We start from the raw sequence: 13,240 nt of genomic DNA on the forward strand, positions 1-13,240 counted from the left end.
GCCGCCCGGGCGAACGCCGTCCACGGTTGACCCCCCGTCCGGGCAGACGCCGTCCACGGATGGCCCCCCGCACCCTGCGCGCCCGGCTGATCGCCGGCCTGCTGGTGCTGCTCGTCGCCACCTGCGCCGCCGTCGGCCTCGCCACCACCGCCGCGCTGCGCCACTTCCTGGTCGACCGCCTGGACCAGCAGCTCGCCGAGTCCGGCGGCCGCTACGCCGCGAGCCTGGAGCACACCGGCCACGGCGCCGGCCCCGACACCCGGGCCCAGACCCCCGGCACCCTCGGCGTACGGCTGCTGGGCGGACGGGTCACCGCCGCGGGCGTGGTCGACGGGGACGCCGACGACGTGGACGACCCCGGGAACGAGGACGACCGGGTCGCCTTCGCCCCCGACCGGGAGCACGCCCTGGCCGCCCTGCCCGTCGACGGCCCGGCCCGCACCCTCGACCTCGGCCGGGCCCTCGGCCACTACCGGGTCCGCGCGGTCGCCGGGCGGGACGGCGACGTGCTGGTCAGCGGCCTGCCGCTGCGCCCGGCCGAGGACACCGTCGAGCGGCTGGAGACCCTGGAACTCACCGTCTTCGCGATCTCCGTCGCCGCGGCGGGCGCGGCCGGGGCCGCCTGGGTCGGCTTCTCGCTGCGCCCGCTGCGGCGGGTGGTGGGCATGGCCGAGCGGGTCAGCGCGCTGCCGCTCGCCAGCGGCGAGGTGCTGCTCGCCGAACGCGTGCCGGACGACGACCCGCGCACCGAGGTCGGCCGGGTCGGCGCCGCGCTCAACCGGATGCTCGGGCACGTCGGCGACGCGCTGGCGCGCCGGCACGCGGTGGAGGAGCGGCTGCGCGGCTTCGCCGCCGACGCCAGCCACGAGCTGCGCACCCCGGTCGCGGCGGTCCGCGGCCACGCCGAGCTGGCGCTGCGCCACCCCGGGCCGGTCCCGGCGCCGGTACGGCACTCGCTGGAGCGGATCGACGCCGAGGCGCTGCGGATGGGGGCGATCGTCGAGGACCTGCTGCTGCTCGCCCGGCTGGACGCCGGCCGCCCGCTGGCCGAGGAGGAGGTGGACCTGACCCGGATCGCCCTCGACGCGGTGGCCGACGCCCGCGCCGCCGGGCCGGAGCACCGCTGGCGGCTCGCCCTGCCCGAGGAGCCGGTGCTGGTGCGCGGGGACGAGCACCGGTTGAGCCAGGTGGTGGCGAATCTGCTGGCCAACGCCCGGACCCACACCCCGCCCGGCAGCGAGGTCCGGCTGTGCCTCGAACGGCCGGACGGTCAGGTGGAGTTGAGCGTCATGGACGACGGTCCGGGGATCGCGCCGGAGCTGGCCGACCGGGTCTTCGAGCGCTTCGTCCGGGGTGACCGGGCCCGCTCCCGCGCCACCGGCTCGACCGGGCTCGGTCTGGCGATCGTCCGGGCCGTGGTCGGGGCGCACGGCGGCACGGTGGCGGTGGCGAGCCGGCCCGGCCGCACCGTGTTCACCGTCCGGCTGCCCTGACGGTCGTCGCCGTCGCTGCGGCCGTTGCTGTTGCCGTCGCTGTTGTCACCGCTGTCGCTGTCGCCGCCGTCGTGGTACGGAAGCGCTGCCGGTAGTCGGTCGGCGTGGTGCCGAGGCGGCGGCGGAAGGCGCGCACCAGGGTGTCGACGGTGCCGAAGCCGCAGGCGGTGGCGATGCGGTCGAGCGTCGCGTCGGTGGACTCCAGCCGGTGGCGGGCGAGTTCGACCCGGGCGGACTCGACGTAGGCGCTCGGGGTGGTGCCCAGCTCGGTCTTGAAGATCCGGGTCAGCTGCCGTTCGCCGACGTGGGCGTGGGCCGCGAGGTCCGGGACGGTCAGCGGCCCGGCGAGATTGCGCAGGATGTGGTGGCGCAGCTCCTCGATCCGCCGGGTGGTCGAGACGGGTTCCAGCGGGACGCTGAACTGGCTCTGGCCGCTGGGGCGTTTGAGGTACATGACGAGCTGGCGGGCGACCCGCAGGGCCAGCTCCTCGCCGAAGTCCTCGGCGACCAGCGCGAGCGACAGGTCCAGGCAGGCGCTGATGCCCGCACCCGTCCAGACCTCGCCCTCGCGGATGAAGATCGGGTCCGGATCGACCTCGATCTCCGGGTGCTCCTCGGCGAGTTGGCCGGCCGTGGACCAGTGGGTGGTGGCGCGCCGCCCGTCCAGCAGCCCGGCGGCGGCGAGCAGGTGCGCGCCGACGCAGACGCTGGCCACCCGGCGCGAGCGGGCGGCCAGCGTGCGGACCCGGTCGACCACCGCCGGGTCGGCGAGCGCGCGGACCCGGCGGCTGTCGTCCACCTCGACCGAGCCGGGCACCAGCAGGGTGTCGATCCGGCTCCGGGCGGCCTCGTCGAAGGTGAAGTCGGGCAGGATGCGCACGCCCGCCGCGGTGGTGACCGGCTCCGCCGTCTCGGCGGCGAGGACGACCCGGTAGCCGGTCGCGTCGCCGGTCTCCCGGCGGACCAGCGAGAACACCTCGGGCGGGCCGGTCACGTCGAGCAGGTCGACGCCCTCGAACAGCACGATGACGATCAGCCGTTGCGCAGCGGGTGCGGACACCGCTTCCCTCCTCGTCGTCCCTGCTCGATGTCGGAATCTGCAGGTTAGCCGACATTGCCGACACCCGAGCGCCGCCCGTAGCGTTCTCAGGGCCGGCCGCACCCGCAGTGGCCCGCGAGATCCCCGACTCCCGACCGTGAAGGCGGTAACCCGTGCCCACCACGACCCTGCGCACCCTCAACGGCCTCGACGAGAAGCCCGCCGTGATCGGCGACTCGACCCTGATCATGATCGACTACCAGAACACCTATGTGCGCGGCGTGATGGAACTGGAGGGCTGGCAGGAAGCGCTGGACGCCGGCGCCGACCTGCTCGCCCGGGCCCGGGAGGCCGGCTCCACCGTGATCCACGTGATCAACGACGGTGGCGAGGGCACCCCGTACGACATCCGGGCCGAGATCGGGCGGATCCACCCGAGCGTGGCCCCGGCCGAGGGCGAGCGGGTGGTGGTCAAGCAGGCCCCGGACGCCTTCGTCGGCACCGACCTGGGCGAACTGCTCGACGCGGCCGGCCACCGGGACGTCGTCGTCGCCGGATTCATGACCCACATGTGCGTCGCCTTCACCACGGCCGGCGCCTTCCTGCGCGGCAACCGCCCGACCGTCGTGGCCGCCGCCTGCGCCACCCGCCCGCTGGAGTCGGCCGGCACCGGGCTGACGGCCGCCCAGGTCCACCGCGCCGCGCTGGCGACGATCGGCGACCTGTACGGCGTGGTGGTGGAGTCCCCGGCCGACCTCGGCTGAGCCCGGGCGGAGCCTCGGCCGGACCGCCCGCCGAAGCGGTCCACCGTGGCGGTCCGCCGTGATGGTCCGGGGCGTCGAGGGCGCCCGGAAACGCCACCGATCCGCCCCCGCCTCGTTGACCAGTCCGCGCACGGTGTCGGCGGAGGGCGGGGAACGGGCATGGCGGGGAACGGGGCGGCGGCCGTGGGCGGCCCGCCGGAGCTGGCGGAGTCGTACCGGGTCTGCGAGCAGGAGGTGGCCGGCCACCAGGCCTCGCTGCGGGCGATCAGCGACACACTGCCGCCCGAGGTGCGGCCGTACTTCCACGCCGTCAACGGCTTCGCCTCCCGGTCCGACCGGATCGCCGACGACGCCGACATCCCTGACGCCGACGCCCGTGACGCTGACGCCCGTGATGCCGGTGCCCGCGACGGCCAGGCCCAGGCCGCCCCCGCCGAGCGGCTGCGCCGGTTCGCCCGCTGGCGGGACGAGACCCTGGCCGAACTGGCGGCCGGCCGCAGCGAGCACCCGCTGCGCCGGGCCTTCGTGGACACCGTGCGCCGGTGGGAGCTGGACCCGGCGCTGGTCGAGGAGTTCCTGGACGCCACCCGGGCCGACGGGGCCCACCCGCCGGTCTTCGAGACCCGTGCGGACCAGCGCCGCCACCTGCGCGGCGTCGCGGGGACGATCACCGAGCTGTGGGCCCCGCTGCTGGGGGCGCGGGGCCCGCGGGCGGCGGAGGCGCTGTCCGCGCTGGGGGAGGCCTGCCAGCTGGCCGACATCCTGGAGGACCTCCCGCTCGACCTCGCGGCCGGCCGCTGCTACCTGCCGCAGCAGGAGCTGCGCCGGCTCGGCCTGACCGTCGCCGACCTCGGCCGACCCGATCCCGGGGGACGCCACCGGGCCGCCCTGGACACGCTGGTCGAGGGTCAGCAGGCACGGCTGCACCGGCTGTTGGAGCAGGCCCTGCCCGTCACCTGGCTCGCCGCCCCCGGCTGCCGCCCGTTCCTGCACACCCTGCTGCTCGGCGCCCAGCTGCAGTACGACGAAGTGACCCTGGCGCGCTCGCGCGTCCTGTCCGAGGGCCTCACTCCGCTGAGCTCCGACGGCGCCACTCCCGGCCGTCGCGCCCGGCCCGTGCCCGCCGAGGGGGCGCCCGCCCACGTCGCCGTGATCATGGACGGCAACCGCCGCTGGGCCGAGGCCCGCCGACTGCCCGCCCGGCACGGCCACCAGGCGGGGCAGCGGGCCGCCCTGCGCCTGGTCAACGCGGCGCTGCGGCTGGGCATCCGCCACCTGAGCCTGTACGCGTTCTCCACCGAGAACTGGGACCGCCCGCCCGAGGAGCTGACCGCGCTGTTCGACTCGCTGGCCGACGGCCTCACCCGCGGCGCGGAGGGCCTGCACGCGCTCGGGGTGCGGATCCGGTGGTGCGGTCGGCGGGACCGGGTGGACGAGTCGCTGGCCTCCGCGATCGCGCTGGTGGAGAGCATGACGTCCAACAACGGCACGCTGACCCTGACGGTCTGCGTGGACTACGGCGGACGGGAGGAACTGGCCGCCGCGGCCCGGGGCCTGGCCGCCGAGGCGGTGGCCGGGAGGATCCGTCCGGAGGCGATCGGCCCGGCCGACCTCGCCCGGCACCTGTACCTTCCGGACCTCCCGGACGTCGACCTGCTGATCCGCACCTCGGGGGAGCAGCGGATCAGCAACTTCCTGCCCTGGCAACTCGCCTACGCCGAGCTGCTGTTCGACCCCGCGCCGTGGCCCGACTACGACCTGGCCCGGCTGCGCGGTGCCGTCCGCGCCTACGCGGCCCGCGAGCGCCGCTTCGGCGGGGGCGTGCCCGCCCAGTCCCGGCAGTCGCAGCAACCCGGGCAGTCGCAGCAACCCGGGCGACCGCAGCCGTCGGGGCAACCGCAGCCGTCCGCGCCGTCCGCGCCGTCCGCGCCGTCCCAACGGTCCCAGCAGTCCCGGAAGCCCCCTACGAGTGCTGCTCCTGCGCTGCCGCCGGGGGAGGAGGGGTGTACGTTCCCTGGGCCGTGACGTACGCCAGCACCGTGTCCACGGTCACGGGGTGCGCGCCGAAGTTCGCGGTGTACGCGTCCACCGCCTCCTGGGTGGGGCGCAGCGGCACCCCGGTGAGCCGGACCTTGATCGGGTGCCCGGCCGGTACCGGATCGGCGGTCAGCTTGCCCTCCGTGAGGCCGCAGCGAAAGGCCGAGCGGTGCCCCATCTCCGCCCCGCCGACCTCGCACCGGCCGGAACCCAGGCCGTCCTTGATCGCGCCGGCCAGGTTCACCACCCGGTAGTCGCCCCGGGAGGTGCGGACGGACACCCCGCCGTCCAGTGCCCCGTCGCCGTGCGCCTTCGGCGGGTTCGCGAGGGACGGGTCGCCCACGGCCGAGCGGATCGGCAGGTGGACGGCCGGGCCGTGGCGGTCCATCACCATGCGGGCCGGGGCGACGACGTCCACCATCGCGTGGAAGCGGTCCAGCTGGGCCTGTGCCTCGGGGGTCCAGCGCACCTCGACCCAGCCGTTGGAGAGCGTTCCCAGGCTTCCGGAGCGGTCGGCGCCGCCGTCAACGGCACCGGCCGCCGTCCCGGTGAGCCACCCCAGTAGCGGGGCGCCCAGCGCCGCGCCCAGCAGCGAACGCCGCGTCGTGCTCATCGTCCCGAACCGTCCTTCCCGGGCCGTCCAGCACGGCCATGGGACGGATCATCCGTCCACCGACCGTCTCCGAGGCCATTCCGGAGAACGAAACCACTCGCACGGGGGGAGCGGGACGCAGCCACGGGTGGTCCGTTCGGGGACATGAGCCCCCCGGGACGGCTGCCCGCCGGGTGTCCGGTCCGGCAGCCGGGCACTCCGTGCGGTCCCGGCCGTTCGCGTACCCCCGCCGTACCGCCCCCACCCTGAGTTGAACGTGTTCAAAGTCGTGCGCCATGATGAGGGCCGCGAGGACACCCCACCGCGGCCTGCGGCGGAAGGCGGTCCCGTGCTGCCCCGTCACGCTCCGAACCCCCCTACCCGACCCCGGAGTCGACCGTGCGACACCTGCTGCAACGCCACCCCTTCGCGATGCGCACCCATTTCGCGCACTCGCTCGTCCTCACCTACGCCCTGCCGCCCCGGCTGCTCGCCCCGCTGGTGCCGCCCGGCCTCGCCCTCGACACCTACACCGACCCCGACGGCACCGAGCACGGCTTCGTCGCCGCCGCCGTCGTGGACACCCGGGCACTGCGCCCGGCCGCGCTGCCCGCCCGCCTCGGCCGGGACTTCATCCTGACCGGCTACCGGGTCTTCACCCGCTTCCCGACCCCCGGCGGCCGCACCATGCGCGGCCTGCGCATCCTGCGCTCGGACACCGACAGCCGGATGATGGCGTTCGGCGGCAACGCCTTCTCCCGCTACCACTACCGGCACGCCCGGATCGGCACCCGGGTGGTCGGCGACACCCTGGAGTTCAAGGTGGTCAGCGGCGACGGCCGCGCCGACCTGCACGTGCGCGCCGACCTCGGCGGCGCCCCCGCCGCCCTCCCGCCGGGCAGCCCGTTCGCGGACGCCCGGGCCGCGCGGCGCTTCGCCGGCCCGCTGCCCTACACCTTCGAGTACGAGCCGCAGACCCGCTCGATGATCGTGGTCAAGGCCACCCGCGCCCACTGGGACCCGGTCCCGGTGGCCGTCGAGGTGCCCCGGCTCACCTTCTTCGACCACGGCCCGCTGGCCGGCAGCCGGCCCCTGCTCGCCAACGCCTTCCACGTCGCCGGCCTCGACTACGGCTGGCACGCCGGAGAGCGCCGCCACCTCACCGGAGCCGCCCGATGACCGCCCCCGCCCCGGCCGGGCCCGGCCCGTCCGCCCCCGGCCCGTCCGCCGCCCGCCCGTTCGCCGCCGGCCCGTTCGCCGCCTGCTCCGCCGTCCTGTGCCCGTCCACGGCCCGGACCGACGGCCCCCGCCCGTCCGGCGTGCGCGAGGTCGTCCGCTACAACTGGCCGATGTACGCCGCCGGCGCGCTCACCGTCGCCGTCGGCGGGGCGCTGGCCGGCCGACTGCCGGGCCCCGCCGCCGTGCTCGCCCGGACGGTCGCCGCCACCGCCGCCGGATACCTCGCCGTCAGCACCCTCGCCACCTGGTGCGTCTACGACCGCTCCGCACTCCACCGCTACGACTGGCTGCCGGAGCTGCTGCCCGACGGCCCCGGCGACCACCTGGTGATCAGCACCGGCCTGGACGAGGCCAGCCGCCCGATCGCCGCCCGCCACCCCGGTGCCCGCGGACGGCTCGCCGACCTGTACGACCCCGCGCTGACCGCGAGCGGCTCGATCCGCCGCGCCCGCCGCCACGCCCCGCCCGCCCCCGGCGGGATCCCGGCCCGCCCGGACGCCCTGCCCGCGGCGACCGGCGCCCTGGACACCGTGTTCGCCGTCTTCGCCGCCCACGAGCTGCGCCGGCCCGCCGACCGCACCGCCCTGTTCGCCGAGGCCGCCCGCAGCCTGCGCCCCGACGGCACCCTGCTGCTGGTCGAGCACCTGCGGGACGCCGCCAACACGGCCGTCTACGGTCCCGGCGCCTGGCACTTCCTGCCCCGCGCCACCTGGCTGCGGCACGCCGCCGAGGCGGGCCTGCACCCGGCCGCCGAGCGCCGGATCGCCGGCCTGGTCACCGCCTTCGCCTTCCGGAAGGCCGCGTCATGACCGGGCTGGTCACCCTGGAGGCCCAGCTGCGCCTGGTCGGCGCCGCCCTCGTGACCCTCGGCCTGGTCCACGCGGTGCTGCCCCGCGCCATCGGCTGGCCCGCCGACCTGTCCGGCACCACCCTGCTGACCCGGCAGGTCTCCTACGCCCACCTCTTCTTCATCGGCCTCGCCTGCGCCCTGCTCGGCCTGCTCCCGCTCTGCCTGGCCCCCGACCTGCTGGCGGGCGGCCGGCTCGGCACCGCCCTGCTGGCGGGCCAGACGCTCTTCTGGGGCCTGCGCTGGCTCTTCGAGTTCGCCTACTTCTCGCCCCGGCTGTGGCGCGGAGACCGCCTGCGCACCGTCGCCCACCTCGGCCTCAGCGTGCTGTGGACCTGGGTGACGGCGGTCTTCGCCGGAGCCCTCTGGCACACGGTCTAGGATCAGTCGCGACCCCAGGAGCCCACACACCCCTCAAGGATCATGCGGTGACCGTTGCTTTCCCCCGTGCTCGCGCCGTGCGGTCGGCCCTGTCGGCCGGCGCCGTCCTGCTGGCGGCCACCTCCTGCTCCGGTTCGTCCGACGCGGCGCTGACCAGCGCCCAGGCCAAGCAGAAGACCGACCAGTACTTCTCCGAGACCTTCCTGGCCTTCCCGAAGCCGATCTCGCCGGTGGTCGACCGCGACGGCGAGGAGAAGTGCTTCAAGAAGGGTACCCCCTCGGAGCCGGACGGCCGGGTGAAGGCCGTCACCTACCGCTTCCTGCGGGACATTCCGGCCGATCACCACGACACGATCTTCGACGCCTTCCGCGGCCACCTCGTCGTGGCCGGGTTCCGGGTCACCGACAGCAGGCCCGGTGTGATCGTCCTCACCAACCCGGACAACGGCTTCAAGGCCTCCATCTCGGACGGCGACAACTGGCCGGCCACGCTGAAGGTCGGTTTCGAGTCCCCCTGCGTCTCGCCCGACGGGGCCAAGGCTGCCACCGGCTGAGCACGCCGGCACCTCCCCGCCCGGTACCGCCGCTCCGCGGGGCCCGTCCCGTCAGACGTTCGCCGGCAGGGCCGGCGCGCGGCGCGGCTGGGGCGGGAGGGCGAGGGTGAGGGCCTCGCGGGAGGCGGTCGGGAGGGCGAGGGCGGAGGCGGTCTCGGCGGGGAGCGGCTGGAGGCCGAGCAGGGCGGTGGTCAGCCGGGTGGTGGCGCGGTGCCAGTCGGGGATCCGCCGGAGCATGGCGTGGCCGCTGCCGGTGACGGTGTATCCGCAGACCCTGGCGCCCGCGGCGCGGCTGCGGGCGGCGAAGGCGCGGGTGTCGGCGGGCGGGGTGACGGTGTCGCGGTCGCCGTGCAGCATCAGCACGTCGCGTCCGGCGAGCTGCTCGCACGGGTCCTCGGCCGGGCACCACGGTGCGAGGGCGACCAGGCCGGTGACGGACGGGTGCCCGCCGGCCCGGAGCGCGGCGCGCCCGCCCATCGAGTGGCCGACCAGCACCGTCGGCACCGGCCCGAGCAGCGCGGTCAGTTCGTCGAGCGCGGCGGTCGCGTCCTGTGCGGCGTCGGCCCGTTCGCCGTTCCAGCCGCGGTGGCGGTAGCGGACGGTCCCGATGGCGACGCCGGCGTCCGCGGTCGCCCTGGTGAGCCCGCGCAGGAAGCCGTGCATCCGCAGCAGCGGGAGGTTGAGGCGTCCGGGCCGGGAGAAGTTGTGCTCCTCGCCGCCGTGCAGCACCAGGACGGCGGCCCGGGCCGCGTCCGGCCGGACCTGCCAGTGCAGCGCCCGGTGGCCCACCGCGCGCTCCGCCGCCGTACCGCTCACTGCCGCACCGTCCCGTCCGTCCCGCCCGTGGCCCGTCCCCCCGGACCGCCACTGTACGCGTGCGGACGGCCGGACCGTTCACCCGAGGGAACCATCCCGGACACCGGGCGCGCGCGGCCGGAGCGGGCGCCTGCTATTCACGAAGGGTGGGGGGCCGCAAGCGCCCGCTCGTGGCGCCGTGTCACCGAGTGGAGGACTCCGTGGCTCAGCAGCTCGCTCTGTCCGTCGACTTCGGGTCGGGCTTCACCCAGGCCTGGTCCAAGATCGCCAAGGTCATCCCGCAGTTCATCGCCTTCCTGGTGATCCTGTTCATCGGCTGGATCGTGGCCAAGGCCATCGCCAAGGTCCTCGACCGGGTGATGCGCAGGCTCGGCTCGGAACGGGTCGCCGAGCGGTCCGGGATGGCCGCCCGGCTGGCCGGCTCCAAGTACGACATGACCGGCATCGTCTGCAAGGTCGTCTACTACATCGTCCTGCTGATGGCCCTGCAGCTGGCGTTCGGAGTCTTCGGCCCGAACCCGATCAGCGTGATGATCCACAGCATCGTCGCCTGGCTGCCCAGGGCCATCGTCGCCGTCGTGATCCTGGTGGTCGCGATGGCCATCGCCAACGGCGTGCGGGACATCGTGGGCAACTCGCTGTCCGGAGCCTCGTACGGCCGGGTGGTCGCCACCGCGGTCTGGGCGTTCATCGTCGGCCTCGGTGTGATCGCCGCGCTGGGCCAGGTCGGGATCGCCACCGCGATCACGACCCCGGTGCTGATCGCCGTGCTCACCACCATCGCCGGCGTGCTGGTGGTCGGCGTCGGCGGCGGCCTGATCCTGCCGATGCGCCAGCGCTGGGAGCGGTGGCTGGACGGCGCCGAACGGGAGACCGCCCGGCTGCGCGGCAGCGCCTACCAGGCCGGCCGCTCCGACGCGCTGTCCAACCAGCCGGTCCGGCCGACCACCCAGACCGGTCCGGGCACCCCGCCCGCGCCGGGCATCGAGGGCGACCAGAACCGGTAGCCGCCACCACCGGACGCCGGGCAGGGCCTGCCGGGGCTCAGACCTCCAGCAGGCCCTGCTCGCGCACCAGCCAGCAGATCGCGGTGAGCCGCATGACGGCGTAGTCGTAGCCGACCGGCTCCCGCCAGCCGATCTCGTCGAGCGCGTCGACGAAGCCCAGCGCGTAGTCCGACAGCTCCTCACGGTCCAGGGGCCGGGGCGCCAGCTCCGGTCCCTGCGCGTACAGCAGTTCCCGCAGCATCGCCGCGTGCTGGTCGACCGCCGCGACGAAACCGGGCTCGAAGGCGAACTCGGCCAGGCGGGGCGTGAAGGCCGTCACGATGCCGGGCAGCGGACAGCCGGCCGGCTCGTCGGGGGAGCGCCGGAAGGAATCGTCGGAGGTGGCGAACATCCGTCCACGTTAGGCGAGCCCCGGAGCCGGAACGGACGCCCGTGACGGTTCCGTGCTGAGACCTTGGCCACCCCGCCCGCGCCACCGCCCGCCGCGGCGACGGTCCGTGTCCCGTCCGGTTCGCTCTGCCGATCACGGGGTGCTCCGTACCAGAATGGCCGGCATGGACCTCCGCATCTTCACCGAACCCCAGCAGGGCGCGAGCTACGACACCCTCCTCAAGGTGGCCCGCACCGCCGAGGAGCTCGGGGCCTTCAGCGCCTTCTTCCGCTCCGACCACTACCTGAAGATGGGCGACGTCGACGGCCTGCCCGGGCCCACCGACGCCTGGATCACCCTGGCCGGCCTCGCCCGCGACACCAGCACCATCCGCCTGGGCACGCTGATGACCGCCGCCACCTTCCGGCTGCCCGGCGTCACCGCGATCCAGGTCGCCCAGGTGGACGCGATGAGCGGCGGCCGGGTCGAGTTCGGCCTCGGCGCCGGCTGGTACGAGGCCGAGCACACCGCGTACGGCATCCCCTTCCCGAAGGAGAAGTTCGGTCGGCTGGAGGAGCAGCTGGCGATCATCACCGGGCTGTGGCGGACCAAGCTCGGCGACACCTTCGACTTCGCCGGCGAGTACTACACGCTGACCGACTCGCCCGCGCTGCCCAAGCCCGTCCAGGAGCACATCCCGGTGCTGGTCGGCGGGCACGGCCCCCGGCGGACCCCGGCCCTGGCCGCCCGCTTCGCCGACGAGTTCAACGTGCCGTTCGCCTCGGTGGACGACACCGCCGCCCAGTTCGGCCGGGTCCGCGCCGCCGTCGAGCACGCCGGGCGCGCGGCCGACGAGCTGGTCTACTCCAGCGCCCTGGTCGCCTGCGTCGGCCGGGACGACGCCGAGGTCGCCCGCCGCGCCGCCGTGATCGGCCGCGACGTCGACGAGCTCAAGGAGAACGGGCTGGCCGGCACCCCGGACGAGGTCGCCGAGAAGATCGGCCGGTACGCGGCCGTCGGCAGCGAGCGGATCTACCTCCAGATCCTCGACCTGGACGACCTCGACCACCTGGAGCTGATCGCCTCCCGGATCGCCCCGCAGCTCGCCTGAGGCGCGCCCGGGCCCGCCGGCGGTCCGGACGCCCGGCGGCCCGGACCCGGCCGGGGTCGTCCGTACCCGCCCCGACCTCCGCCCTTTACTCGTTCTTGGGAATGCGCCATGCTCCTTGGACGGGAACGGCGGGGGGAGACCGGGTGAGCGGGACGAGAGCGGTGCGGACGGCGGCGGCGCCGAGGGTGCCGCCGCCGCGCACCGCCGGGGAGCGCGTCGTCCTGCCCGCGCCGCACGACCCGCCCGCCCGGCACGAGCTGCGCGGGCCCGGGCCGGCGGTCCTGCGCTACCCCGCCGGGGACCTGCTGGTCGTCACCGGCCTGCCCGGCAGCGGCAAGAGCACCCTGATGCGCCGCTGCGTCCGCGCCCCGCTGATCGACTCCCAGCTGGTCCGAGAGGAGTACGCGGCCAGGCTGCCCGGCCGCCTGCCGTACGCGCTCTACCGCCCGCTGGCCCGGCTCGCCCACTACCGGCGGCTGCGCCGCGCCGTCCTGGACGGCGGGCCGCTCGCCGTGCACGACTGCGGCACCCAGCCCTGGGTGCGGGCCTGGCTGGTCCGCGCCGCCGCCCGGCAGGGCCGCCGGGTGCACCTGCTGCTGCTCGACGCCGACCCGGCCGAGGCCCTGGACGGGCAGCGGCGGCGCCGGCGCGGCGTCTCGCGCTACGCCTTCGCCCGGCACCTGGCCGCGGTCGCCCGGCTGCGCCACCGGATCCTGGAGGCCGGCCGGCTGCCGGCCGGCTGTGCGTCGGCCGTGGTACTCGACCGGGCCGCCGCGCGCGCCCTGCGGGAGATCGACTTCACGGCGTCGTAGTCTCGGCGAGTCCGCGCCGGGCGCCGGCGGGTCCGGCCGGAGCAGGCCCGGCACGCGGCCGAGACCACGTCAACTCCCCCGTCAGGAGCGCTGATGCGCCGTACTGTCCGGGTGCGCTCGCGTGCCCCCCGCCTGTTCCCCTGCGCCGCCGCGCTGGTCGCCGCGGCCGGCCTGAGCC

General features: G+C 75.7%; 14 protein-coding genes. 10 read left to right on the top strand and 4 right to left on the bottom strand.

Features of this window, described 5'->3' with window-relative positions; genetic code table 11:
• The first annotated feature begins 59 nt into the window (after positions 1 to 59).
• Positions 60 to 1,493 carry a sensor histidine kinase gene (locus ACFVGO_RS35780; protein ID WP_380636298.1) on the top strand — a complete coding sequence of 478 codons (1,434 nt, stop codon included), beginning with the start codon at positions 60 to 62 and terminating at the stop codon, positions 1,491 to 1,493.
• Here the strand turns inward: ACFVGO_RS35780 and ACFVGO_RS35785 are convergent.
• Complete coding sequence (locus tag ACFVGO_RS35785) at positions 1,474 to 2,553, bottom strand: GlxA family transcriptional regulator (RefSeq protein WP_380636300.1); 1,080 nt, start codon at positions 2,551 to 2,553, stop codon at positions 1,474 to 1,476. The two genes, ACFVGO_RS35780 and ACFVGO_RS35785, sit on opposite strands and share 20 nt — an antisense overlap.
• A gap of 152 nt (positions 2,554 to 2,705) precedes the next feature.
• Here ACFVGO_RS35785 and ACFVGO_RS35790 point away from each other — a divergent pair, with 152 nt between their 5' ends.
• Complete coding sequence (locus ACFVGO_RS35790; protein ID WP_359910840.1) at positions 2,706 to 3,296, top strand: cysteine hydrolase family protein; 591 nt, start codon at positions 2,706 to 2,708, stop codon at positions 3,294 to 3,296.
• 159 nt (positions 3,297 to 3,455) lie between these two features.
• Complete coding sequence (gene uppS, locus ACFVGO_RS35795) at positions 3,456 to 5,321, top strand: polyprenyl diphosphate synthase (RefSeq protein ID WP_380636302.1); 1,866 nt, start codon at positions 3,456 to 3,458, stop codon at positions 5,319 to 5,321.
• Here uppS and ACFVGO_RS35800 read toward each other — a convergent pair.
• Positions 5,260 to 5,946 (bottom strand): hypothetical protein, encoded by a 687-nt coding sequence (locus tag ACFVGO_RS35800; protein ID WP_359910834.1) that lies wholly within the window; start codon positions 5,944 to 5,946, stop codon positions 5,260 to 5,262. The two genes, uppS and ACFVGO_RS35800, sit on opposite strands and share 62 nt — an antisense overlap.
• A gap of 378 nt (positions 5,947 to 6,324) precedes the next feature.
• Here ACFVGO_RS35800 and ACFVGO_RS35805 point away from each other — a divergent pair, with 378 nt between their 5' ends.
• The 4 genes from ACFVGO_RS35805 to ACFVGO_RS35820 are packed head-to-tail and all read left to right on the top strand — an operon-like array spanning position 6,325 to position 8,946.
• Complete coding sequence (locus ACFVGO_RS35805) at positions 6,325 to 7,104, top strand: DUF2071 domain-containing protein (RefSeq protein WP_380355909.1); 780 nt, start codon at positions 6,325 to 6,327, stop codon at positions 7,102 to 7,104.
• Positions 7,101 to 7,973, top strand: a complete 873-nt coding sequence (locus ACFVGO_RS35810) for a class I SAM-dependent methyltransferase (protein WP_380636305.1) — start codon at positions 7,101 to 7,103, stop codon at positions 7,971 to 7,973. Before ACFVGO_RS35805 ends, ACFVGO_RS35810 begins: the two co-directional genes overlap by 4 nt.
• On the top strand, positions 7,970 to 8,392 hold the full coding sequence (locus ACFVGO_RS35815; protein ID WP_359910825.1) for a hypothetical protein: 423 nt from the start codon (positions 7,970 to 7,972) through the stop codon (positions 8,390 to 8,392). The genes ACFVGO_RS35810 and ACFVGO_RS35815 overlap by 4 nt, the downstream gene beginning before the upstream one ends.
• A gap of 47 nt (positions 8,393 to 8,439) precedes the next feature.
• Positions 8,440 to 8,946 carry a hypothetical protein gene (locus tag ACFVGO_RS35820; RefSeq protein ID WP_380636307.1) on the top strand — a complete coding sequence of 169 codons (507 nt, stop codon included), beginning with the start codon at positions 8,440 to 8,442 and terminating at the stop codon, positions 8,944 to 8,946.
• Positions 8,947 to 8,997: 51 nt separating this feature from the next.
• Here the strand turns inward: ACFVGO_RS35820 and ACFVGO_RS35825 are convergent, their stop codons facing one another.
• On the bottom strand, positions 8,998 to 9,762 hold the full coding sequence (locus ACFVGO_RS35825) for an alpha/beta fold hydrolase (RefSeq protein WP_359910819.1): 765 nt from the start codon (positions 9,760 to 9,762) through the stop codon (positions 8,998 to 9,000).
• Positions 9,763 to 9,962: 200 nt separating this feature from the next.
• On the opposite strand from ACFVGO_RS35825, the gene ACFVGO_RS35830 reads away from it, so the two are divergent.
• Complete coding sequence (locus tag ACFVGO_RS35830) at positions 9,963 to 10,769, top strand: hypothetical protein (protein ID WP_380636309.1); 807 nt, start codon at positions 9,963 to 9,965, stop codon at positions 10,767 to 10,769.
• Between the two features lie 37 nt (positions 10,770 to 10,806).
• On the opposite strand, the gene ACFVGO_RS35835 is transcribed toward ACFVGO_RS35830, so the two are convergent.
• Positions 10,807 to 11,160 (bottom strand): DUF6401 family natural product biosynthesis protein, encoded by a 354-nt coding sequence (locus ACFVGO_RS35835; RefSeq protein WP_359910813.1) that lies wholly within the window; start codon positions 11,158 to 11,160, stop codon positions 10,807 to 10,809.
• A gap of 163 nt (positions 11,161 to 11,323) precedes the next feature.
• Between ACFVGO_RS35835 and ACFVGO_RS35840 the strand changes: the two genes are divergently transcribed.
• Both ACFVGO_RS35840 and ACFVGO_RS35845 read left to right on the top strand, forming a co-directional pair.
• The gene (locus ACFVGO_RS35840) at positions 11,324 to 12,250 is read left to right on the top strand and encodes an LLM class F420-dependent oxidoreductase (protein ID WP_359910811.1); all 927 of its coding nucleotides are present in this window, start codon (positions 11,324 to 11,326) and stop codon (positions 12,248 to 12,250) included.
• A gap of 143 nt (positions 12,251 to 12,393) precedes the next feature.
• A complete protein-coding gene (locus ACFVGO_RS35845) occupies positions 12,394 to 13,062 on the top strand; it encodes an AAA family ATPase (RefSeq protein ID WP_359910808.1) in 669 nt (222 codons plus the stop codon).
• The last annotated feature ends 178 nt before the right edge of the window (positions 13,063 to 13,240 follow it).

Source organism: Kitasatospora sp. NPDC057738 (assembly GCF_042798815.1).
Lineage (GTDB): Bacteria > Actinomycetota > Actinomycetes > Streptomycetales > Streptomycetaceae > Kitasatospora > Kitasatospora lactacystinica.

What these genes read in the sequence shown, in the direction of transcription:
- ACFVGO_RS35815 (WP_359910825.1), top strand. Translation starts at nt 7,970, where the DNA reads ATGACCGGGCTGGTCACCCTGGAGGCCCAGCTGCGCCTGGTCGGCGCC.
- ACFVGO_RS35780 (WP_380636298.1), top strand. Translation starts at nt 60, where the DNA reads ATGGCCCCCCGCACCCTGCGCGCCCGGCTGATCGCCGGCCTGCTGGTG.
- ACFVGO_RS35800 (WP_359910834.1), bottom strand. Translation starts at nt 5,946, where the DNA reads ATGAGCACGACGCGGCGTTCGCTGCTGGGCGCGGCGCTGGGCGCCCCG.
- ACFVGO_RS35810 (WP_380636305.1), top strand. Translation starts at nt 7,101, where the DNA reads ATGACCGCCCCCGCCCCGGCCGGGCCCGGCCCGTCCGCCCCCGGCCCG.
- ACFVGO_RS35840 (WP_359910811.1), top strand. Translation starts at nt 11,324, where the DNA reads ATGGACCTCCGCATCTTCACCGAACCCCAGCAGGGCGCGAGCTACGAC.
- ACFVGO_RS35835 (WP_359910813.1), bottom strand. Translation starts at nt 11,160, where the DNA reads ATGTTCGCCACCTCCGACGATTCCTTCCGGCGCTCCCCCGACGAGCCG.
- uppS (WP_380636302.1), top strand. Translation starts at nt 3,456, where the DNA reads ATGGCGGGGAACGGGGCGGCGGCCGTGGGCGGCCCGCCGGAGCTGGCG.